Raw genomic sequence first — 21,646 nt, forward strand, 5'->3', positions numbered from 1 at the left:
CATCGCGATGCCGCCCGCTCCTCACGGGGCCGGTCAGGGCCTTGCCACCGCCGCGGGTTCCGCGGGCGGCCCGGCCGGGGTGTCGGTGTCCGCGCCCGCCCGGACCCACAGCGGCTTCAGCCGGTAGGTCAGCAGGTACAGCACCACGGAGGCGCCCGCGCCGACGTACATGCTCAGGTCGCCCGCGCCGGGGTACGCCGAGGCGAACGCGCCGGTGTACAGCTTGGACTCCCAGAACGGTATGGACGCCACCACGCCGCCCGCCCAGGCGACGAAGCCCCAGGAGAGCACCCGTCCGCGGTCGTACAGTTCGGCGATCCGCGCCGGGTCGGAGCGGCCGCCCAGCCAGTAGTCCAGGAGCAGCACGACGGCGAACGGCGCGATGAAGTACGCGGTGAGATTGAGGAACACGGAGAACTTCTCCTCGATCCCCGACTCGCCCCACAGGCTGATGACATACGCCAGCAGACAGATGACGGTGACCGCCTGGGTCCGGGTGACCGGCACCTTCAGGGTCTGGACGGAGATCGCGCCGCCGTAGACGTTGAGGAAGTTCTGCGCGAGCGCCGAGAGGCCGACCGCGATGAGCGCGGGGACGGCGAACGGCCCGGCCAGTTCGTGGAGGGCGGTGATGGAGTCGGTGCTGTTGGCGTTCGAGCCGACCAGGACGCCCAGGATGCCGAGCCAGGCGATGGTGACGAAGTTGCCGAACCCGGTGTACCAGGCGGTGCGGTTGACCACCTTCGGGGTGTCCGGCAGATAGCGCGAGTAGTCGGAGGCGAACGGCGCCCAGGCGACGAGGAAGGAGAGGAACCAGCCGCAGAAGGTGATCCAGCCGCCCGTGCCACCGATGTAGCCGTCCGCCTTCGGGTTGGCGTCGAAGGTGCCCGCACCACGCACCAGGGCCACGACCGTGATCATCATGAACAGCGGGGTCAGCACGTAAGTGAGCACACGCTGAAGGAAGTTGATCATGTTGTAGCCGAAGATGGACACCACCAGTTCGATGGCGGTGAGCAGCAGTCCGCAGAGCCAGTAGGGCAGATGCGTCAGCTCGGCGATCGCCTTGCCACCGAGGATCACGGTGACCGAGGCCCAGCCGACCCCGGCGAACACATTGATGTACGCCACCGGCAGGAAGTTTCCGAAGAAGCCCAGCGGCCCGCGCGCCTGGATCTGCTGCGGCACCCCGAGCCGTACGCCCATCTTGGACATCACGGCCATCAGCACCGACCCGACCCCGGCCCCGACGATGATCGCGGCGACCGCGCCGGTGAAGCTGAGGCCCAGGCTGATCGCGCTGAATCCGAGCAGGATGATGGGGAAGTTGAGACCGGCGGCGAACCAGACGAAGAACTGTGAGCTGGGTTTGCCGTGCCGCTCGTTGTCGGGGATGTGGTCCACCCCGAAGGGTTCGACTTTGGTGACGGCGCTGCCGTAGACCGGCGCCACATCGTCGTGGGTCATGGGCGTGCTCCTGGGGACAGGGGGAGATCTGGGCGTCAAGGGGTGGCGATGAGCGGGGGGAAGGGTGGGTCCAGGCGCGGCCGGGGGCGTCTCACCACGGCAAAGGCGCTGTGTTCGAGATATCGAAAAACCCACCGCCACTGTAGACCAGAGGTGCCAGGTCCTCGTGACGGGCCGCGACCACCCGGCCGGTGAAGACGGTGTGGCTGCCCGCTTCCAGCCGTTCGCCGATCTCCACCTCCAGCTGGGCGCAGGACCCGTCGATCAGTGGTGCGCCGTGGGTGCCCGCGGTCCAGGACAGCCCGGCGAACTTGTCGTCCGACTTGGACGCGAAGACCTTGGCGACATCGAGCTGGCCCGCCGCGAGGATGTTGATCCCCAGATGGGTGGCCCGGTGCAGCGCGGGGTGGGTGGTGGAGCTGCGCTGCACGCACACCAGCACCATGGGCGGGTCCAGCGAGATGCTGGAGAAGGCGTTGACGGCCAGCCCCCTGGGCGTACCGCCGTCGTCGGTGGTCACCACGGTCACACCGGTGATGAACTTGCGGTGCACCCCGCGCACCAGATCGGCGTCGACGGCCGCCTCCTGGGTGGTGGTGATGATCCCCAGCGCCTCAAGCAGCTGGCGAGGGTCCCATGTCACCCATTCCTCGGCGATCACACCGCCGTCGAAGTGGGTGAAGGTGGCACCGGAGACCTCGACCGGGCGGCCGGTGGGCGGCACGCCGAGGAAGTCGCCGGTGTGGCTGCCGGTGCTGCGCCAGCGGATCGCCAGCCCCTCGCCGTCCTCCACGATCTCCTCGATCTCGGTGTGCAGATCGGGGAACGCCTCACGGATGGCGCGGACGGAGTTCTTGAACTGCTCGCGGTCCTGGGGCGCGGCGGCGGGGCCGCGGCGGCGTACGTAGCCGGGGCTGAGCAGTTCGTCGAGCGCCTCCACCCGGCCCTGATCCCAGGCGGCCTGCCAGGCGGAGCGGATGCGGGCGGTGCGGTCAAGAGTGTGCGTCATGACGGATCCCTCATTCAGCTCTTGTATGGCAGAGGACGGTAGGAACGTCATCAGTCACTGTCAACACCTTGGGACAAATGAGCCGGGAAAGAACCGGTCTCGCACCAAATACACAGGTCAAACTTGTTGCCCAGACGTGAACCCTTGACGGCCCCTAACCGGACTCCTAGCCTCACTGCCATGGCACAGCGCGACCCGGAAGAACAGGACGGACGCTGCATGCGATTCTCGATATTCCACAACCTCGGAGCACCGGGACGGCTCGGCTCCTACGCCGAAGTCATGGACGAGGCCCGGGAGTTCGCGGTCGCCGCAGACCGGGCGGGCTTCTGGTCCGCCTGGTACACCGAGCACCACTTCGGCCACGAGGCGATCGAGATCACCCCGAACCCGGTTCTGATGGGCGCCGACATCGCCGCCCGCACCGAGAACATCAGGATCGGCCAGGCGGCGAACATCGCCACCTTCTGGCATCCGCTGCGGCTCGCCGAGGACATCGCCATGCTCGACCAGCTCTCCGGCGGCCGGGTCGAGGTGGGCCTCGGCCGCGGGCTGTACGGGCGCGAGGCGCTCAATCTGAACGCGCTCGCCGATCCGCGCGACCAGGAGCAGAACCGCGCGCTGTACGACGAGACCGTGGAGATCCTCCGCAAGGCGTGGAGCGGCGAGTTCTTCTCGCACCGCGGCCGCTTCTACGAGTTCCCCGCCCCGGGGGTGAAGTGGAACCACCCCCTCTCGCCCGCCACCCCGGACTACATGGAGGACGGGGTCATCACCAAGATGCAGGTCACCCCGTACCCGTTGCAGCGCCCGCATCCGCCGCTGTGGCAGGTCATCGACAGCCCGCGGTCGATCCAGGCGGCCGCGGCCGACGGGGTCCAGGGGATGTTCTGGCTGCCGCCGGTCTCGGCGCTCAAGGAGCGCTTCGAGCTGTACCGCTCCACCGCGAGCGAGGCGTCCGGCCGTGCGTACGCGCTCGGCGAGGGCATCGGCCTGGTACGGGACGTGTACGTCGCCGACACCATGGAGCAGGCCCGGGCCGACTTCGAGGAGGCGCTGATGACCACCTACCGGTGGATCATGCACTTCCGGGGCCTGGGCAACCTGATGGAGGCGGGCGAGGAGCTGACCGACGCCCACGAGCTGTCCTTCGAGTTCCTGGCGGAGCGCAATCTGCTGGTCGGCACGCCCGAGTACGTCTCCGAGAAGATCGCCGAGCTGCGGGAGGAGGTGGGCCTGGAGCATCTGCTGCTGTGGACCACCCACCCCGGCCTGGAACACCGCAAGGCGATGCGCAGCCTGGAGCTGTTCGCGGAGAAGGTCATGCCGCGGTTCACCGGTGGCGGCGGCCATGAGTGACCTGGGTCTGCGCAAGGTCGTCAGCGTCACCGACGAGCTGCTGCTGGAGCTGGGGCGGCCGGTGGCCGTGCCGGTGCGCCGGGTCGCGGCGGCCGCGGTGATCCGTAACCCGTGGGCGGGCCTGGGCCTGGTCGCCGATCTCCAGCCCGAGGTCGAGCGGATCGCCCCGGGTCTTGCGCGGCTGCTCACCGACCGGGTGAGCGACGCGCTGGGCGGCGTGGACCGCGTCGAGTCGTTCGGCAAGGCCGCGATCGTCGGTCTGAACGGGGAGATCGAACACGGCGGGGCACTGATCCACACCCCGTTCTTCGGCAACGTCCTGCGGGAGCTGACCGAGGGCACCTCGATCATCGTGTTCAGCGACGACCGGCTCCCGGCGGGCGAGCCGCTGACCGTACCGCTGTGGCACAAGACGGCGGCCGCCACCCGCTCGCACTACCAGACGTGCCAGATCCGCATCCCCGACGCGCCCCGCCCCGACGAGATCGTCGTCATCGCGGCCGGCGCCTCCGGCCCCCGCCCCAACGCGCGCATCGGGGACCGGGCCACCGATCCCCTGATCCGCCTCGCCGATCTCGAAGACATGGAGACCGTGAATTGAACCCTCCCCCAGCTGAAGCGGAGGGATTCCTGGCTCAGAAAGCCCCGCAGGTCAGCGACCTGAAAGGTCTTACTCCCTCAGCACCAGCCGGGACGGAACCTGCCCGGTTGCCCGAAAGCATTGAGTTGCACTGGCTTGGTTCTCGCGCAGCGCGTTGTGCGGGCTTGGTTCTCGCGACGCACAACACGCACTCTACCCGATCGCGTGGGCGGTATTTCGCCCTAGAAGCGAAATACCGTTCCTTGCCCTGCTCCGCAGGAGTCCGATTCCTCCCCCGCCTGAAGGCGGGGGCATCCTCAAAGGAGACCAAGTGAACGTCCGCAAGATCATCACCTTCACCGAGGACATCCACAGCGAGGGCGGCCGCCCCGTGGACCCGCCCGCCCGGACCGCGGTGGTGCTCGCCATCATCGAGAACCCCTGGGCCGGGCAGGGCTACGTGGCCGATCTGCTGCCGGGCATCGACGAGGTGGCGCCCAAGCTCGGCGAGCTGCTGGCGCCCCGGGTGGTCGAGGCGCTGGGCGCGCCGGTCGAGGCGTACGGCAAGGCCGCGATCGTGGGCCTGGACGGGGAGATCGAGCACGGCTCGGGGCTGATCCACACGCTCAAGTTCGGCGACCACTTCCGGCAGGCGGCGAAGGCCACCACCCTGCTGCCCGCCGTGGAGAAGCGCGCGGCCGCGGGCACGGTCTTCGACATCCCGCTCAAGCACATCACCGATGCCACGATCCGCTCGCACCACCAGAGCATCGAGGTGCGGGTGGCGGACGGACCGCGCGCCGACGAGATCGTGGTCGGGCTCGCGGCCGCCGCCCAGGGCCGCCCCCAGGCCCGGCTGGCCCCGCTCGCCACGGAGCAGTGAGCGGCATGGGGACGCCCGGGACGCGGGCCGCCACGCCGGTCGCGCTGGGCCACGAGACGCACGGCGCCGGGCCCGGCCTCGTCCTGCTGCACGGGGTCGGGCTCGACCGGAGGATGTGGGAGCGGTGCCTGCCCGCGCTCACGGCCCGGCACCAAGTCACGCTGGTCGATCTGCGCGGCCACGGCGCCTCCCCGGCCGCCGCCCCCGGGGTGTCGCTCGCCGAGCTGGCCGCGGACGTCGCGGCCCTGCTGAACGGGCCCGCGCACCTCGTCGGCTTCTCGCTCGGCGCCCTGGTCGCCCAGCGGCTCGGTCTGGACCGGCCGGACCTCACCGCCTCGCTGACGCTGGTCAGCTCGGTGGCGGGGCGCTCGGAGGACGAGCGCGCGGCGGTGGCACGGCGGCGGGAGGTTGCGGCCCGGGACTTCGGGGCGTCCGCCTGGGCGGCGGTCGACCGCTGGTTCTCGCCCGGCTGGCGGGCCCAGGAGCCCATCCTGGCGCGCCGGGTGCTGGACACGCTGCTGGCCAACGACCCCGTCTCGTACCTCGCCTGTTACGACGTCTTCGCGACCGCCGACGCCGGACTGTGGCCGTTGCTGCCCCGGATCACCGCCCCCACCCTGGCGGTGACCGGGGAGGACGACCCCGGCTCGACCCCCGCCATGTCGCGCCGGCTCGCGCAGCGGATCCCCGGCGGCCGGGCGGTGATCGTGCCCGGGGCCCGCCATCTGCTGCCGCTGGAATGCCCGGAGCGACTCACCGAAGCGATCCTCACCCACACCGGAAGCCACACCGGACATCAGGAGTGCCACAGCTCATGAACCGCCTGCCGCGCCATGACCACTACATCGCGGGCGAGTGGACCGCCCCCGCCGACGGCGGCTACTTCGCCAGCGTCAACCCGGCCACCGCCGAGCCCTGGTACGAGGCGGCGAACGGCACCGCCGCCGATGTGGAGCGCGCGGTGGGCGCCGCCCGCGCCGCCTTCGAGGATCCGCGCTGGCGCGATCTGAGCCAGACCCGGCGCGGCCGGCTGCTGCGCACCCTCGGCGATCTGATCGGCGAACACGCCGAGGAGCTGGCCCGCACCGAATCCCTCGACAACGGCAAGCTGCTGCGCGAGATGCGGGCCCAACTCGCGGGCCTGCCCGAGTACTTCTATTACTACGCGGGGCTCGCCGACAAGATCCAGGGCGAGGTCATCCCGGGCGCGAGCCGCGAACTGCTCAACTACACCCTGCGCGAACCGGTGGGCGTGGTGGGCGCCATCACCCCCTGGAACTCCCCGCTGCTGCTCACCGCCACCAAGCTGGCCCCGGCGCTGGCCGCCGGGAACACGATGGTCATCAAACCCTCGGAGCACACCTCGGCGTCGCTGCTGACCCTCGCCCCGCTCTTCGAGCGGGCGGGCTTCCCGCCGGGCGTGGTCAACGTGGTCACCGGCTTCGGCGCGACCGCGGGCGGCCCGCTGACCGAGCACCGGGACGTGGCCAAGGTGAGCTTCACCGGCTCCACCGAGACCGGCCGCCGGATCGCCCGCACCTGCGCCGACCGGCTGATCCGCTGCACCTTGGAGCTGGGCGGCAAATCGCCCAACATCATCTTCCCGGACGCCGATCTGGGCTCCGCCGCCATGGGCGTGATCGCCGGGGTGTTCGCCGCCGCGGGCCAGACCTGTGTGGCGGGCAGCCGGGTGCTGGTGCACCGCGAGGTGTACGACGAGATCCTGGAGCGGGTGTCGGCACGGGCCGCCACCATCGCGATCGGCGATCCCCTCGACGACGCCACCGAGCTGGGCCCGCTGGCCATCGCCGAGCAGCTGGAGAAGGTCGAGTCGTACGTCGACCTCGGCCGCTCCGAGGGCGGAAAGGTGGTCTGCGGCGGGGGCCGGCCGGACACCGGTCTCGGCGGGTACTTCTACTCCCCCACCGTGTTCACCGGCGTCGACAACACGCTGCGGATCTGCCAGGAGGAGATCTTCGGGCCGGTGGCCGCCGTCATGCCGTTCGACTCCGAGGAGGAGGCCCTTTCCATCGCCAACAACTCGGCGTACGGCCTCGCGGCGGGCGTGTGGACCCGGGATGTGAACCGGGTGCACCGGATGGCCGCCCGGCTGGAGGCGGGCACGGTGTGGGCCAACACCTACCGTTCGATGTCGCCGATGTCGCCCCGGGCGGGCTTCAAGAACAGCGGCATGGGCACCGAGCACGGCACGGAGGTGGTCCGGGAGTACACCCGGCTGAAGAGCGTGTGGATCAACACCAGCGAGGAACCGGCCGGGGATCCGTTCATCCTCAGGTCGTGACGTAGGGACGGACAGGAGCGCTCTTGTATGGCAGATCACATGGGCCTGCCCTTGACCGACGGCGAGGTTGACGGGGAGAGAGCGCCCCGCCTACGGTTCCGTGCCATGCAACAACCCACAGGCAAGCGGCTTCAGCAGACCAGCATGCAGGCGCGGGTCGCCGAAGAGCTGCGGCAGATGATCATCAGTGGTGAACTGCCGCCTCGCTCCAGCCTGTCCGAGATGGCGCTGTCCGAGACCTTCGGGGTCAGCCGGACGCCCATCCGCGAGGCCCTCAAGCAGCTCCAGATAGAGGGGCTGGTCGAAGTCCGGCCACGGGTCGGCACGTTCGTCGCCGTACCCTCGCGCCGTGAGCTGACCGAGCTGTTCCAGATGAAGGAGCTGTTCGAGGGCGCCGCCGCCCGGCTGCTCGCCTTCCGCGGGAACGTGCCAGAGGTGGATCAGCTGGAGGCCAGCATGCGGGCGGCCGACCAGGCCGTGAGGGACGGCGACGCCGAACGGTACGCGGCGCTGGTCCACGAGTTCCACGACCTGATCGTCAAGGGCGCGGACAACAGCAAGCTGGAGGGGCACTACCGCACCCTGATGAACCAGCTCGCCTACGCCCGCCTGGTGCGCACCTCGCTGTCCCGCCCCGGGCGGCTCATCGAATCGGACTCCGAACACCATCGCGTCCTCAGCCTGATCCAGGCCAAGGACGGCGACGGCGCCGAGCGGGTGATGCGCGAGCACGTCCGCGCCAGCCACCAGGCGCTGATGCAGGGCATGGACGAGCGCGGGGTCTGAGGTCCCCCGGCGCGGCGGCCGGGGGCGCGGACCGCGGACGGTCAGCCGTCGGCGGAGGCCCGTGCGGCGCGCAGCGCCGAGCGGAGCCGGTTCTTGGCGCCGAGGAGGTGCTCCCGCAGGGTGGTGACGGCGGTCTCGGTCTCGCCACTGCGCACGGTTTTCAGCAGGTCGACATGGGCCTCGGCGGAGGGGTGGAGATCGACGTCCTGGGCGTTGGTCACATCGAGGACGACGCCGAAGGTGGGGCGGTACTGCTCCCAGACCGCGACCAGCCGGCGGTGCCCGGACAGTACGTAGAACTGGGAGTGGAACTCCAGGTCGGCGAGGGCGAAGTCGCTGGGCGCGGAGCGGTCGGCGGCGTCCCGCATCCGGTCGACGAAGCCCTGGGCGCGGTCCCAGTCGCCGGGTTCGGCCCGGCCGATGGCGAGGGTGAGGGCGAGGGTCTCCAGGGATTCGCGCAGCGTGTACAGCTCGTCCACGTCGTCCTCTGTGAGCCCGGTGACGAAGACCCCGCGGCGGCGGGATTCGACCAGCCCCTCGGCCTCCAGCTGCCGCAGCGCGTCGCGGACCGGGCCGCGGCTGACGTCGTACTGCTCGGCGAGGGCACCTTCGACGAGGTGGGTGCCGGGGCGCTGCCGTCCTGAGATGATGAGGACGCGCAGTTCGTGTGCGACCAGATCGCCGAGGGACTGCTGCTGTAGCGAGGTGATGGGCACCGACGGGCTCCTTCTGGGGGGCGGAACGTCCTTCAGTCAACGGTTAACCGTCGACTCATTATTCCTCCTCAGGACAGCTTCGGAAACGGTGACGAAGGCGATGCCGCGCCGCTGCCAGGTGTACGTGACGGCGACGCCGTCCGCCCAGGGCACGATCGCAGGGTACGAGAACTCGCTGTGGCCGTCGGTCCGCACGCCCGTCTCGTCCGGGACGATGGCGCCGGGGCCGGAGGCCGGGCGGTCCTCCAGCACCACCGCCCGGCGCCAGGTGATCCCGTCGTCCTCGGAGACGGACAGCACCAGCGGGGTGCGCGCGCCCCACTCGGCGGCCACCGGATTGTGCGCCAGCACCACCCGGCCGTCGGCGAGCCGTACGGCGTCCAGACCGCTGTTGTTGTTCGGTACGTCCAGCGGGCGCGCGGTCGACCAGATGACCCCGCCGTCGTGGGAGGCGCTGCGGCAGACCCGGCCGCAGGAGCTGCGCAGCAGCATCCGGACCTCGCCCGGGGCGCTCTCCCACAGCGCGGGCTCGATGACCCCGGCGCCGGGGAACGCCGGGCGGTCCAGGGGGACGGGTGCGGAGCGCCGCCAGCTCGCGCCGCCGTCGTCCGAGCGGTCGGTGAACGCGTCCCAGCGGCCACCGGCGCTCTGCGGCTCCTCGACGGAGGCGGGCGCGAGCCAGCCGCCGTCGGCGAGGCGGAGCGGCTTGTTCTTCACCGGTCCGCGGCCACCGGCCCCGTCCGCGCCCGGCACCAGTTCGGCGGGGGCGGACCAGCTCAGGCCGCCGTCCCGGGAGCGCAGCACCCGGGTGCGCCAGTCGGGGATGCGGTGGCCGGTCTTGTAGAAGAGCAGCACCTCGCCGTGGCCGGTGGCGAACAGGGCGGGGTTCCAGTGCGGCAGCCCCGGCTCGTCCGCCACCTTCACCGGCGCGTCCCACCCGCCGCCGGTCCGCCGCGCCAGCCAGATCGCCACGTCGTCCGCGCCCTCCCGGCTTCCGGCGAACCAGGCGGCCAGCACATCGCCGTCCGGCAGCGGAAGCAGGGTGGAGGCGTGGCAGTGACCGAAGCGGGGGTCGTCGCGCAGGACGAACTCGCGGTGGACGGTCATGGGTGGCTCCTGTCAGGGCGCGACCGTGTCGGTCTCCGGCGCCTTGGCGGTCCCCGTGTCCGGCGCGGGCGCGGACTCGGACCCGGCCGTCATTGCGGAGCTGGTGTCGACCAGGTCGCGGCGGGAGGTCTCGGGGGTGAAGAAGTACGCGGCGGCCGCCGAGACCAGCGCGACGGCGCTCGCGTACGCGGCCACCGGGACCCAGTTGTCGCCGCCGCCGGTGAGTGCGGTGGCGATGAAGGGGGTGAGGCCACCGGCCACGATCGCGCCGAGCTGGGCGCCGACCGAGGCGCCGCTGTAGCGGACCTTGGAGCCGAACAGCTCGGTGAACAGGGCGGGTTGGACGGCGTTGCAGGCGTTGTGGGCGAGGTTGATGACCAGGCAGTACGCCAGCACGATCAGCACCGCCGAGCCGGACTTCAGCAGCAAGAACGCGGGGAAGGCCAGCGCCGCGGCGGCCAGGCCGCCGTAGACGTAGACCGGGCGGCGGCCCACCTTGTCGGACAGCGCTCCGAAGAAGCCGTGGGCGGGGAAGGCGAGCACCGAGGCGATCATGATGGCGGTGGTCAGCGTGGCCTTCGGGATGCCGAGGTGTTCGGGCCCGTAGGACACCGCGAAGACGGTCAGCAGGAAGAAGGGCACGCTCTCGCTGAACCGCAGCGACATGATCAGCAGCACGCTCCGCCAGTCATGGCGCAGCACGTCGAGCAGCGGCGCCTTGGCCTTGCCCTCCTCCTGCTTGACCTGCTCGAACACCTCGGATTCACCGAGCCGACCGCGCATCCACAGCCCCACGCCCACCAGCACCGCGCTGCACAGGAACGGCACGCGCCAGCCCCAGGACTGGAACTGTCCGTCGGGCAGCATGCCCATCAGCGCGAACATTCCGGTGGCCAGCAGCTGTCCGGAGAAGCCGCCGGTGTTGGGCCAGGCGCTGAAGAAGCCGCGGCGGTGTGCCGGGGCGTTCTCGACGACCATCAGCATGGCGCCGCCCCATTCGCCGCCGACCATGAAGCCCTGGATGAAGCGCAGCACCACGAGGAGGACCGGTGCCCAGATGCCGATGGTGTCGTACGTTGGCAGCAGACCGACGGCGAAGGTGGCGGCGCCCATCCCGCACAACGTCGTGACCAGCGTGGTCTTCCGGCCGATGGTGTCGCCGAGGTGGCCGAAGACGAAGCCGCCGAGCGGGCGGGCGATGAAGCCGATGCCGAAGGTGGCGAACGAGGCGAGGGTGCCCGCGAACGGGCTCAGGCTCGGGAAGAAGAGATCGCCGAACACCAGCGCGCTGGCGAGGCCATAGAGCAGGAAGTCATAGAACTCGATGGTGTTGCCGATGAAGCTCGACAACACGGTGCGACGGAGTTGGGCGGACGCGTGGCGTGAGGTCATGTGGTTCTCCTGCTCTGGGGCCTCATTGCCCTGGAAATCAGTTAACCGTTCACGGTTAACCGTGGCGATGAGTATGGGATCCCGCACCACGCCCGTCAATAGGCACCCTTGACGCCCCGGAAACGGCTCCGTAACTTCGGTTCAACTTTTGAAAGATCAAACCCGTCGGACACCCGGAACACCCTCAGAACTCTTCAAGACTCTTCAAGGGGCGAAGAACATGAATGGTGTGCGCAGACGAACGGTGCTCGCCGCGGCCGGTGGCACGGCCATCGCGGGCAAGGCCGCGACCGGCACCGCCCACGCCCGGGAGCGCCCGGGCCCGGGCGAGCGGCCCGCGGCGGAGCCCGCCCCGTACGAGGCCAAGGTGCAGGCCCTGCTGGGGCGGATGACGGTCGAGGAGAAGCTGGGCCAGCTCCAGCAGCTCGCCTGGACCGGCGACACCGGACCCGGCGGCGGGCAGACCGCCGAGGCCGAGAAGGCGGCCCGGCAGGGACGGCTGGGCTCCGTGCTCAACATCTACGGGGCGAAGAACACCAACACGCTCCAGCGGATGGCCGTCGAGGAATCACGCCTGGGCATCCCGCTGGTGTTCGGGCTCGATGTCATCCATGGCATGTGGACCACGTTCCCCATCCCGCTGGCCCAGGCCGCGAGCTTCGACCCGGCGGTGGCCGCGCGGGACGCCGAGGTGTCCGCGAAGGAGGCCCGCTCCAACGGGGTGCACTGGGCCTTCTCCCCGATGATGGACGTCACCCACGAACCGCGCTGGGGGCGGATCTCGGAGGGCAGCGGCGAGGATCCGCATCTGACGGCCGCGATCGCCGCCGCCAAGACCCGCGGCTACCAGGGCGAGGACCTGGCGGCGAAGGACCGGCTCGCGGCGTGCGCCAAGCACTTCGTCGCGTACGGCGGTGCCGAGGGCGGCCGCGACTACAACACGGTGGACGTCTCCGAGGCCCGGCTGCGCAACCTCTACCTCGGGCCGTTCCTGGCGGCGGTGGATGCCGGGGTGGCCACCGTCATGGCGAGTTTCAACACCATCAGCGGGGTCCCCGCCCACGGCAACCGGCACACCCTCACCGACATCCTCAAGGACGAGTGGGAGTTCGGCGGCGTCGTCGTCAGCGACTACAACGGCATTCAGGAAATGACGGTCCACGGCTTCGCCGCCGACCACGCCGACGCCGGACGGCAGGCGCTGAACGCCGGGGTCGACATGGAAATGGCCAGCACCACCCTCGCCGACCACGGCAAGCGGCTGCTGCGCAGCGGCGCGATCACCACCGCCCGGCTGGACGACGCGGTGGCCCGCATCCTGCGGCTCAAGTTCCGGCTCGGGCTCTTCGAACACCCCTATGTGGACGAGGACGCGGCGATCGAGGAGCCCACCAAGGCGTCCCGGGCGGCGGCCCGCGAGACGGCCGGGCGCACCATGGTGCTGCTCAAGAACACCCCGGCCGGGAAGGGGAAGGGACCTCTCCTCCCCCTCAGCGCGTCGGCCTCCTCCATCGCCGTCGTCGGGCCCTTCGCCGACTCCACCGATCTGCGCGGCTCCTGGGCCGGGCCCTGGGCGGACGCGTTTCCGCCGGTCACCGTCCTCGACGCGGTCAAGGACGCCGCGCCGAAGGCCCGGGTCGCCCATGCCCCCGGTGTCGACCCGGCAGGCAAGGACACCGGTGGCATCGCGAAGGCCGCCGCGGTCGCCAGGGCGGCCGAGGTGGCGGTCGTCGTGGTCGGGGAGGCCTCGGCGCTCAGCGGGGAGGCCGCCGTACGCAGCGACATCAGCCTGCCCGGGCAGCAGGAGAAGCTGATCGCGGCGATCGCGGACACCGGCACGCCCTTCGTCGTGGTCCAGGTCAGCGGGCGCCCGCTGACGATGGGCGGCTGGCTGGACTCGGCACCCGCGGTGCTCCAGGCGTGGCATCCGGGTATCGAGGGCGGGAACGCCATCGCGGACGTCCTGTTCGGCACCGTGAACCCGGGCGGCAAGCTGCCGGTGTCCTTCCCGCGCTCGGCCGGGCAGATCCCCATCTACTACAACCACGAGAACACCGGGCGCCCCTACGACCCGGACAACAAGTACACCTCCAAGTACCTGGACCTCGCCGACGGCCCGCAGTTCGCCTTCGGCCACGGCCTCAGCTACACCACCTTCGACATCGGCGAGCCGAAGCTGTCCGTCAGCCGTATCGCGGCCGACGCGCTGCGCAAGGGCGACACCGTGGAGGTGGCGGTCACGGTGCGGAACACCGGAAAGCGCGAGGGCGACGAGGTGGTGCAGGTGTATCTGCGCGATCCGGTGGCGAGCCTGGTGCAACCGGTGCGGCGGCTGTGCGGCTTCCGCCGGGTGACGCTCGGCGCGGGGAAGTCCACCACCGTGCGCTTCCGGCTGGGCGCGGAGGACCTGGGGTTCTGGACCCACGACCGGGACGGCACGTTCACGGTGGAGAAGGGCGAGATCCAGATCTACGCGGGCAACAGCTCACGGGCGAGGAGTGAACGCACCCTGACGATCACATAGTGGGACGGCGTCCCGTCTTCTGCACAGATACACCGGGTTACTTGTAGGGTGCATGCTGACAACTCCAGCCCGGGAAGACACCGAAGATGACCGCCGCGCCCTGCCCCTTGCCCCGCGACCCGAGAAGACACCCCGCCCCGCGGCACCTCGCGGCCCACCGGCCCCCCGGCCGGGCGGAGGTCCCGTGGGCGGTGTGATCACGGGCTTCGGCGTCATCGCGAGCATCATCGTCACCGGCTATGTGCTCGGCCTCCGCGGGGCGCTGGGCGGGCAGGGCCGGGAGGTGCTGACCAAGCTCTCCTTCAACGTCGCCTCCCCCGCGCTGCTGTTCACCACGCTGGCCCACGCCGATCTCGCCGTCATCGTCTCGACCCCGCTGCTCGTCACGGCCCTGAGCACCTTCGTGGTGGCGGGCGCGTTCGTCGCGGTCGGCGCGGTGCGCAAGTGGAGCGTGGGCCGCACCACGATCGGTGCCCTGTGCGCCAGTTATGTGAACGCGGGCAACCTCGGCATCCCGATCGCCATGTACGTCCTCGGCGACGCGTCCCTCATCGCCCCGGTGCTGCTGTTCCAGCAACTGGTCATGACACCGATCGCGCTCACCGTCATCGATCTCAGCCGCCCCGGCGAACACCCGCCCTCGATACTGCGCCGGCTGACCAGCCCGTTCCGCAACCCCATCGTGATCGGCTCGCTGTCCGGGGTCGCGGTGGCCGCCACCGGGTGGCGGGCGCCCGGGCCCCTCATGGAACCGTTCCACCTGGTGGGCAGCATGGCCGTACCCGCCGTGCTGCTGGCCTTCGGGATCTCGCTGCCGGGCAGCGCACTGCCCGGGCGCGGCGAGGAGCGCGGCCCGGTGCTGCTGTCGGTGGCGCTGAAGTCCTTCGGCCAGCCGGTGGTGGCGTGGGCCATCGCGGCCGGTGTCTTCGGGCTCACCGGGACCGCCCTCTTCGCGGCCGTCGTCACCTCCGCGCTCCCCGCGGCGCAGAACCTGTTCACCTACGCCGTGCGCTACGAGACGAGCACCATCCTGGCGCGCGAATCCATCCTGCTGTCCACGGTGCTGGCCGTGCCGGTGCTCTTCACGGTGGCGGCGCTGCTGGGCTGAGGGCTCGGCACCACCGGGCCGGGGCGGCGCCCGGCGCACGGTGTCCGGCCCGGAATCGGGTGGGGTTTACCCCTGGAGGCCCCGGGCAGGCGGTTATTCGTGCTTCGGACCGGAGGCACGCACCGCGGGAGCAGTCCGACCGCTCCAGGGTGCGGCCACCGGTCCGTATCCTGCGCGCTCCCGCATGGCAGCGGCCACGGTCCCAGGCGACCCCGTCAGCCCATCGCAGGAGGTGTGTGACATGACGACCGCAGCGCAGCACACGGCACGTCCCCGCTCCGGCTCCTCGAAGCACCCGCATGACGACGCCCCCGACACCGACGCCGAGTTCCGCGAGATGGCCCGCCTCCCCGAGGGCCCGGAGAAGGAGGCGCTGCGGCAGCGGGTGGTGGAGGCGTGGATGCCGATGGCGCAGCGCCTGGCCCGCCAGTACCGCAACCGCGGCGAATCCCTCGAGGACCTGGAGCAGGTGGCCGCGCTCGGCCTGGTGAAGGCCGTCAAGCGGTACGACCCCGAACACGGCACGGCGTTCGCGGGTTTCGCGGTGCCCACCGTCGTCGGCGAGATCAAGCGCCACTTCCGGGACCACCTGTGGGTGCTGCACGTACCGCGCCGGGTTCAGGAGCTGCGCAACCGGGTGCGGGCCGCACACCGGGAGCTGTCCCACTCCCTCGACGACGCCACGGTGCCCACCGAGGCCATCGCCGAGCGCACCGGCCTCAGCGAGAAAGAGGTGCGCATCGGCATGGAGGCCATGGGCAGCTTCACCCCGCTGTCCCTGGACGCCCAGCTGACCGGCGCGGACGACGGCTACTCGCTGGCGGACACGCTCGGCGGCCAGGAGCCCGCGTACGACCGGGTGGTGGACCGCGAGGCGGTGCGCCCGGGTCTTGGGCGGCTGCCCGCCCGGGAGCGCCAGATCCTCTACATGCGGTTCTTCTGCGACATGACCCAGAGCCGGATCGCCGAGCAGCTGGGCATCTCCCAGATGCATGTCTCCCGGCTCATCAACCGCACCTGCTCGACGCTGCGCGCCCAGGCGCTGGCCGAGCCGAGCGCCAACTGAACGACGTGCCGCCCGCCGCTCCCCCGCGTTGCGCCGCTGGAACGATGTGCATCGCCTCAGCGGGTGACCGTGGCGCCGTGGAGAGCGCCGGGATCCGCTCCGGACTGCGAGGGTCGGGGCGCGGATCACCGTTGCCCAGCGAAGGAGTACGCCCGTGACCACCCTCCAAGGCCCGCCCTCGGTGTCCGGCCTCAAGCTCCTCCAGGGCCAGAAGGCGCTGGTCACCGGGGCGAACTCGGGCATCGGCAAGGCGATCGCGATCGCCCTGGGGCGCTCCGGCGCTGATGTCGTCGTCAACTACGTCTCCGACCGGCCGTCCGCCGAGGCCGTCGTGAAGGAGCTCGAGGGCCACGGTGTGCGCGCCTACGCCCACCAGACGGATGTGTCGCGGGAGGACCAGGTGGTGGACATGGTGTCCGCCATGGTCGACCGGCTCGGCACGATCGACATCCTGGTCGCCAACGCGGGCCTCCAGCGTGACGCCCCGACGGTGGAGATGGCCCTGGCGGACTGGGAGAAGGTGCTCTCCGTCAACCTCACCGGTCAGTTCCTGTGCGCCAGGGAGGCGGTCAAGGAGTTCCAGCGGCGCGGCGTCGTTCCGGAGGTGTCGCGGGCGGCCGGGAAGATCATCTGCGTCAGCTCGGTCCACCAGGTCATCCCCTGGGCCGGACATGTGAACTACGCGTCGTCGAAGGGTGGCGTGGCGATGATGATGCAGACCATGGCCCAGGAGCTGGCGCCCGAGAAGATCCGGGTGAACGCGATCGCGCCGGGCGCCATCAAGACGCCGATCAACCGTGACGCGTGGGACACCGAGGATGCCAGGACCGCCCTGCTGGAGCTGATCCCCTACGGCCGGATCGGCGATCCGCAGGACATCGCGAACGCCGCGGTCGTCCTCGCGTCCGACCTGTGCGACTACGTCGTGGGCACCACGCTCTACGTGGACGGCGGGATGACCCTCTTCCCCGGCTTCGCCACGGGCGGCTGACCTCGGCACCACCGGCCGCCACCAGGCGATTCGGCGCGCGTGGAGCGAGGATGGTGGTGTCACCGTTTCCTCAAGGAGGTGAACGACGATGACGTCCCCCTCGGACAACTCACGTGGCGCCGATCAGCGGAATGAGCGCGATGAGCGCGCCACCGGCCCGGAGGTGCCCTTCACCGGACTCCTGGGCACCCTGTCGGACGCCGCCTGGCAGGTGCTGCTGACCGCGGGCCTGGCCGCGATCGTGCTGGGGCTGCTGGTGCTGGTGTGGCCGGCGGCCACCCTGGCGGTGGTCGGCGCCCTGTTCGGTGTCTATCTGCTGATCAGCGGCATCTTCCAGCTGGTCGGGGCCTTCGGGGCACACACCCCGCGGTCGATGCGGGTGCTCAGCTTCGTCAGCGGCGCGGTGAGCGTGTTCCTCGGCCTGCTCTGCTTCCGCGGTCCGGCCCAGTCGGTCCTGCTGCTCGCCCTGTGGATCGGATTCGCCTGGCTGCTGCGGGGCGTCATGCACACCGTCACGGCCGTCCAGGACGAGGGAATCCCCGCCCGCGGCTGGCAGATCTTCCTCGGTGTCGTCAGCGCCCTGGCCGGAATCGTGCTGATCGTGTCGCCCTTCGGCTCCATCGCCGCGCTCACCCTGGTGACCGGCGTCTGGCTGCTCGTTCTGGGCATCATCGAGGTCATTCACGGGATCCAGCTGCGAGCCCGGCTCGGAGGCCACGAACCCCGCAAGGCACATCACGGCTTCCGGTTCCGCCATCAGCCCCATCCGCAGCCGTAAAAAACCGCCGCGACAGCCGCCCCGAGCGGCTGTCGCGACAACCAGGGGGGCTAGTGAGTCTGCACCCACCACGCCATCAGGCCGATGGCCGCGGTGCCGCATGCATACGACGCGCCCCGCACGAAATTCGCGGCGGCGAGCCGACCGTATCGACGCCATCTACTACTGGAACGGCTGGGTACCGGTGGGCGAACCTCCATCGCTTGCTGCATTGGGAGCCCCTTTCGTGACCGTACGGACAGTGACTGTCCGTTCAGGGGGGAACGACGCGCTGAAGAAAGCATACAAAAGTGTGAACTTCCCTCAGGTGACTGACTCGCCGAGAAAAAATAGCTTTCGACACGATTTCAGAACACGTGCGCCCGGCGGCCCCTGACGGTACGGCGCTCAGCCCTGCCCGTGCCAGCGCAGCACCGCGCCCAGCCCTCCGGCGGGCCCCGACAGGCCCTCGGGGACCAGCAGCACCTCGGTGTCGGCCACCGCCGCGGACCGCATCAGCGCGTCGTCCGCGCGCGCCGGTTCGGGCGCGCTCACGCCCAGCGCCCGCACCTGGGCCCGCTGCACCGCCACCTGATCGGCACCGGGACCGATCCACACCTCGTGGCGCATGTCGCCGCCCGCCTGGCCCAGCAGCAGGGTGGCCGCCTGGTGGCTGCGCAGCGCCTCCACCACCGCGGGCACCCCCTCCGCCGCCCCGCTCGGCGCGGAGCCGTCGTGGCCGGTCGCGATGTGCCCGCCGGGGCGGCCGCGCCCGGCACGGAAGAGATCGAGCACGGCTTCCAGATGGGCGCGGGCGTGGTCCGCGCGGGCATGGTCGATCTCCGCCTCCAGCAGGTCCCGGGCGGATCCGGGCGCCCGGCTGCCGTGCCGCGCCTCCACCGCACGCTCCCGCAGCGGCTCGGGCAGCCGGTCGCGCACCGCCCTGCGCTCGCGCGGATCGCCCGCCAGCACCAGCAGGGGCGCGCCGCTGTCCGGCCACTGCCGTACCAGCTCCTCGGCGACGAGGTCCGCGGTGTGCTCCCAGCCGTTCTCGACCCGGTTGCGGTAGTGCCACTCGTACCGGTCGGCGGGCACCGACCGGTGGCCGCGGCCCCGTGGCGCCCGGCCCGTGGCGCGACACACCGGGCGGGCCCCGCCCTCGTCGCGCAGCTCCAGGTCGGCACCCGTCCGGTCGACGTACGCCACCAGGCACGACGGCCACTCGCCGCGCAGCGACGCCAGCGGCGCCACCCGGGGCAGCGGCGACCAGGACGTGACGACGTCGCCCGGGGACGCGGCCAGCGGCAGGTCGAGCACCACCTCGCCGTCCGCCGCGAACAGCGCCCGTCCGGCGGAGGCGGTGGCCGCCCGCTCACCGGCCAGCCTGCTCACCACCGCCTCACGGGTGCGGGAATCGGCGCCCTGGGCGGTCAGCTGACCGGCCACGAACCGCTCCCGCAGCCGGCGCCGCGTGGGGGCGTCCTCCGTGGCACGCGAGGTGTCGAGGTACACGCACGCCCAGGGACCGGGACGATCGAACAACGGCTTCAGGAATCCAACGTCCATGACCTCCCCCAAACCGGGGAAACACACGACCCGGACGGGCGTCCGGATCGCCGCGCCACTTCGGCCGCGTGGGCCCGCGCCGCTTCGGCCACGTGGGGCGCTTCACGAACCAAGCATCCCTCCAGCTCTCCGGGATCGCCAGCGCCGTCCGGCCGTAGGGCGACTAGAATTTGTCGCATGGCTCGCTCCAACGAGGAGGTCGAAGCCCTCCTGCGTGAGTACGCCGATCTCCTCCTGATCACGGGCGGGGACGCGTTCAGGGCGCGCGCCTACGAGAAGGCCGCACGGTCGATCGGCGGGCATCCCACCGATGTGTCGGGGCTCGATGTGAAGGGGCTGCGGGAGATCCCCAACGTCGGCAAGTCGATCGCCGAGAAGGTCGTCGAGTATCTGCGCACCGGACACGTGCCCGCCGTCGAGCAGGCGCGCTCCAAGATCCCGGCCGGGGTGCGGGAGCTGACCGCGATCCCGGCGCTCGGGCCGAAGAAGGCCATGCTGCTGTACGAGGAGCTGGACATCGCCTCGGTCGAGCAGCTGGCCACCGCGATCGAAGAACACCGGCTGCGCGACCTCAAGGGCTTCGGGCCGAAGTCCGAGGAGAACATCCTGCACGGCATCGGGCTGCTGCGGGCCGCGGGCGGCCGGGTCCCGCTCGACGACGCCATGGACGTCGCCGACGACATCGTGGCCGCGCTGTCCCGGGTACCGGGCTGTGAGCGGGTGGCGTACGCAGGGTCGCTGCGCCGGATGCGGGAGACCGTGGGCGATGTGGACATCCTGGTGGCGGCGGCCGAATCGGCCGCCTTCATGGACGCGTTCACCGCGCTCCCGTACACCGCCGAGATCATCGCGCACGGCGAGAAGAAGACCTCGATCCGCACCACCAAGGGGCTCCAGGTGGATCTGCGGGTGCTGCCGCTCGACTCCTGGGGCGCGGGGCTGCTGTACTTCACCGGGTCCAAGGCCCACAACATCCGCGTCCGCGCGATCGCGGTGCGCCACGGCCTCAAGCTCTCCGAATACGGCCTCTTCGAGACCAAGAGCGGAAAGAAGATCGCCTCCCGCAGCGAGGAGGACGTGTACGCGCGGCTCGGCATGGACTGGATCCCGCCGACCATGCGCGAGGACCGCGGCGAGGTGAAGGCCGCGCTGGAGGGCCAACTGCCCACGCTGGTCAGCGAATCCGAGCTGCGCGGCGATCTGCACACCCACACCGATCTCACCGACGGCCTCGAACCGCTGGAGAACATGATCGCCACGGCGGAGCGGCGCGGTTACGCGTACTACGCCGTCACCGACCACGCCCCGAAGCTGTACATGCAGCAGATGACGAAGGAGAAGATCCTTGCCCAGCGGGAGCGGCTGCGCGCCATGGACCGCGGGCGCGGCCGCCGGGACATGCGGCTGCTGCACGGGGTGGAGCTGAACATCGATGCCGACGGAGAGGTGGACTGGCCCGACGACTTCCTCGAGGGCTTCGATCTGTGCGTGGCCTCGGTGCACACGCAGTTCGGCCAGGACCGGGACACCATGACCCGGCGGTTCCTGCGGGCCTGCGAGAACCCGCACGTCAACATCATCGGCCATCCGACGACCCGGATCCTCGGCAAGCGGCCCGGCGTCGACGCCGACCTGGACGCGGTGTTCGCCGCGTGTGCCCGTACCGGCACGGCGCTGGAGATCAACGCGCATCCGAACCGTCTTGACCTGTCGGACGAGAACATCCTGCGGGCGAAGGAGCACGGCGTGGTGTTCGCCATCGACAGCGACGCGCACTCGACGCTGGACCTCGCCAATCCGCGGTACGGGGTGGGCATGGCCCAGCGCGCCTGGCTGACCACCGACGATGTCATCAACACCTGGCCGCTGACCCGGCTGCGGCGTTTCCTGCGCAAGGGATCGGGGCACTCGCGCGACGTATGACCGCAACGGATCCCGCTTCCGAACCCGCCCGCCGCGCTCCCGGCGCCCGCACCCTCGCCGAGCTGGACGAGCGGGTGAGCCGGTGCCGCGCCTGCCCGCGGCTGGTCGCC

18 protein-coding genes are annotated in these 21,646 nt (G+C 70.9%); 12 read left to right on the top strand and 6 right to left on the bottom strand.

The annotated features are described in order from the left end of the window. Positions 1-33 precede the first annotated feature (33 nt). Together SSOG_RS01675 and SSOG_RS01680 are read right to left on the bottom strand one after the other, a co-directional pair. Positions 34-1,467 (bottom strand): purine-cytosine permease family protein, encoded by a 1,434-nt coding sequence (locus SSOG_RS01675; protein ID WP_039936289.1) that lies wholly within the window; start codon positions 1,465-1,467, stop codon positions 34-36. A 91-nt stretch (positions 1,468-1,558) separates the two neighbouring features. Next, complete coding sequence (locus SSOG_RS01680; RefSeq protein ID WP_039936291.1) at positions 1,559-2,476, bottom strand: flavin reductase; 918 nt, start codon at positions 2,474-2,476, stop codon at positions 1,559-1,561. 219 nt (positions 2,477-2,695) lie between these two features. Between SSOG_RS01680 and SSOG_RS01685 the strand changes: the two genes are divergently transcribed. The 6 genes from SSOG_RS01685 to SSOG_RS01710 all read left to right on the top strand — a co-directional run bounded on the left by SSOG_RS01685 (position 2,696) and on the right by SSOG_RS01710 (position 8,386). After that, positions 2,696-3,835 (top strand): LLM class flavin-dependent oxidoreductase, encoded by a 1,140-nt coding sequence (locus tag SSOG_RS01685; RefSeq protein WP_039936293.1) that lies wholly within the window; start codon positions 2,696-2,698, stop codon positions 3,833-3,835. Continuing rightward, complete coding sequence (locus SSOG_RS01690; RefSeq protein ID WP_039936295.1) at positions 3,828-4,436, top strand: amino acid synthesis family protein; 609 nt, start codon at positions 3,828-3,830, stop codon at positions 4,434-4,436. The genes SSOG_RS01685 and SSOG_RS01690 overlap by 8 nt, the downstream gene beginning before the upstream one ends. 310 nt (positions 4,437-4,746) lie before the next feature. Beyond that, positions 4,747-5,298, top strand: a complete 552-nt coding sequence (locus SSOG_RS01695; protein ID WP_009712458.1) for an amino acid synthesis family protein — start codon at positions 4,747-4,749, stop codon at positions 5,296-5,298. A gap of 5 nt (positions 5,299-5,303) precedes the next feature. After that, positions 5,304-6,116, top strand: coding sequence for an alpha/beta fold hydrolase (locus tag SSOG_RS01700; RefSeq protein ID WP_078510216.1), 813 nt, complete (start codon positions 5,304-5,306; stop codon positions 6,114-6,116). Next, complete coding sequence (locus SSOG_RS01705; protein WP_009712460.1) at positions 6,113-7,600, top strand: aldehyde dehydrogenase; 1,488 nt, start codon at positions 6,113-6,115, stop codon at positions 7,598-7,600. The genes SSOG_RS01700 and SSOG_RS01705 overlap by 4 nt, the downstream gene beginning before the upstream one ends. Positions 7,601-7,705: 105 nt before the next feature. Continuing rightward, the gene (locus SSOG_RS01710) at positions 7,706-8,386 is read left to right on the top strand and encodes a GntR family transcriptional regulator (RefSeq protein ID WP_039936297.1); all 681 of its coding nucleotides are present in this window, start codon (positions 7,706-7,708) and stop codon (positions 8,384-8,386) included. A 41-nt stretch (positions 8,387-8,427) separates the two neighbouring features. On the opposite strand, the gene SSOG_RS01715 is transcribed toward SSOG_RS01710, so the two are convergent. Genes SSOG_RS01715 through SSOG_RS01725 form a run of 3 tightly spaced genes read right to left on the bottom strand, consistent with a single transcriptional unit; the run spans position 8,428 to position 11,601 of the window. Continuing rightward, positions 8,428-9,102 carry a GntR family transcriptional regulator gene (locus tag SSOG_RS01715; protein ID WP_009712462.1) on the bottom strand — a complete coding sequence of 225 codons (675 nt, stop codon included), beginning with the start codon at positions 9,100-9,102 and terminating at the stop codon, positions 8,428-8,430. Positions 9,103-9,138: 36 nt separating this feature from the next. Next, positions 9,139-10,209, bottom strand: a complete 1,071-nt coding sequence (locus SSOG_RS01720; RefSeq protein ID WP_009712463.1) for a sialidase family protein — start codon at positions 10,207-10,209, stop codon at positions 9,139-9,141. A 12-nt stretch (positions 10,210-10,221) separates the two neighbouring features. Further along, positions 10,222-11,601, bottom strand: a complete 1,380-nt coding sequence (locus SSOG_RS01725) for an MFS transporter (RefSeq protein ID WP_009712464.1) — start codon at positions 11,599-11,601, stop codon at positions 10,222-10,224. Positions 11,602-11,821: 220 nt separating this feature from the next. Here SSOG_RS01725 and bglX point away from each other — a divergent pair, with 220 nt between their 5' ends. From bglX to SSOG_RS01750, 5 genes are all read left to right on the top strand, one after another. Beyond that, positions 11,822-14,125: a beta-glucosidase BglX gene (bglX, locus tag SSOG_RS01730; RefSeq protein WP_078510217.1), complete on the top strand. Its 2,304-nt coding sequence runs from the start codon at positions 11,822-11,824 to the stop codon at positions 14,123-14,125. Positions 14,126-14,309: 184 nt separating this feature from the next. Next, positions 14,310-15,233: an AEC family transporter gene (locus SSOG_RS01735; RefSeq protein WP_009712466.1), complete on the top strand. Its 924-nt coding sequence runs from the start codon at positions 14,310-14,312 to the stop codon at positions 15,231-15,233. A gap of 241 nt (positions 15,234-15,474) precedes the next feature. Continuing rightward, complete coding sequence (locus SSOG_RS01740; RefSeq protein WP_009712467.1) at positions 15,475-16,299, top strand: SigB/SigF/SigG family RNA polymerase sigma factor; 825 nt, start codon at positions 15,475-15,477, stop codon at positions 16,297-16,299. A 154-nt stretch (positions 16,300-16,453) separates the two neighbouring features. Then, positions 16,454-17,290 (top strand): SDR family oxidoreductase, encoded by an 837-nt coding sequence (locus tag SSOG_RS01745; RefSeq protein WP_009712468.1) that lies wholly within the window; start codon positions 16,454-16,456, stop codon positions 17,288-17,290. 88 nt (positions 17,291-17,378) lie between these two features. Further along, positions 17,379-18,068 carry an HdeD family acid-resistance protein gene (locus tag SSOG_RS01750; protein WP_039936303.1) on the top strand — a complete coding sequence of 230 codons (690 nt, stop codon included), beginning with the start codon at positions 17,379-17,381 and terminating at the stop codon, positions 18,066-18,068. A gap of 387 nt (positions 18,069-18,455) precedes the next feature. Here SSOG_RS01750 and SSOG_RS01755 read toward each other — a convergent pair whose 3' ends face one another. Beyond that, positions 18,456-19,613: a baeRF2 domain-containing protein gene (locus tag SSOG_RS01755; protein WP_009712470.1), complete on the bottom strand. Its 1,158-nt coding sequence runs from the start codon at positions 19,611-19,613 to the stop codon at positions 18,456-18,458. Between the two features lie 177 nt (positions 19,614-19,790). Between SSOG_RS01755 and polX the strand changes: the two genes are divergently transcribed. Beyond that, complete coding sequence (polX, locus tag SSOG_RS01760; protein ID WP_009712471.1) at positions 19,791-21,536, top strand: DNA polymerase/3'-5' exonuclease PolX; 1,746 nt, start codon at positions 19,791-19,793, stop codon at positions 21,534-21,536. Positions 21,537-21,646: the final 110 nt, after the last annotated feature.

Origin of the sequence: Streptomyces himastatinicus ATCC 53653 (assembly GCF_000158915.1) — a bacterium.
GTDB lineage: Bacteria > Actinomycetota > Actinomycetes > Streptomycetales > Streptomycetaceae > Streptomyces > Streptomyces himastatinicus.

Bases quoted from the DNA above. Each gene is read 5' to 3' on its own strand.
- SSOG_RS01675 (WP_039936289.1), bottom strand. From the start codon at position 1,467: ATGACCCACGACGATGTGGCGCCGGTCTACGGCAGCGCCGTCACCAAA.
- SSOG_RS01680 (WP_039936291.1), bottom strand. From the start codon at position 2,476: ATGACGCACACTCTTGACCGCACCGCCCGCATCCGCTCCGCCTGGCAG.
- SSOG_RS01685 (WP_039936293.1), top strand. From the start codon at position 2,696: ATGCGATTCTCGATATTCCACAACCTCGGAGCACCGGGACGGCTCGGC.
- SSOG_RS01690 (WP_039936295.1), top strand. From the start codon at position 3,828: ATGAGTGACCTGGGTCTGCGCAAGGTCGTCAGCGTCACCGACGAGCTG.
- SSOG_RS01700 (WP_078510216.1), top strand. From the start codon at position 5,304: ATGGGGACGCCCGGGACGCGGGCCGCCACGCCGGTCGCGCTGGGCCAC.
- SSOG_RS01705 (WP_009712460.1), top strand. From the start codon at position 6,113: ATGAACCGCCTGCCGCGCCATGACCACTACATCGCGGGCGAGTGGACC.
- SSOG_RS01710 (WP_039936297.1), top strand. From the start codon at position 7,706: ATGCAACAACCCACAGGCAAGCGGCTTCAGCAGACCAGCATGCAGGCG.
- SSOG_RS01720 (WP_009712463.1), bottom strand. From the start codon at position 10,209: ATGACCGTCCACCGCGAGTTCGTCCTGCGCGACGACCCCCGCTTCGGT.
- SSOG_RS01725 (WP_009712464.1), bottom strand. From the start codon at position 11,601: ATGACCTCACGCCACGCGTCCGCCCAACTCCGTCGCACCGTGTTGTCG.
- bglX (WP_078510217.1), top strand. From the start codon at position 11,822: ATGAATGGTGTGCGCAGACGAACGGTGCTCGCCGCGGCCGGTGGCACG.
- SSOG_RS01740 (WP_009712467.1), top strand. From the start codon at position 15,475: ATGACGACCGCAGCGCAGCACACGGCACGTCCCCGCTCCGGCTCCTCG.
- SSOG_RS01750 (WP_039936303.1), top strand. From the start codon at position 17,379: ATGACGTCCCCCTCGGACAACTCACGTGGCGCCGATCAGCGGAATGAG.
- SSOG_RS01755 (WP_009712470.1), bottom strand. From the start codon at position 19,613: ATGGACGTTGGATTCCTGAAGCCGTTGTTCGATCGTCCCGGTCCCTGG.
- polX (WP_009712471.1), top strand. From the start codon at position 19,791: ATGGCTCGCTCCAACGAGGAGGTCGAAGCCCTCCTGCGTGAGTACGCC.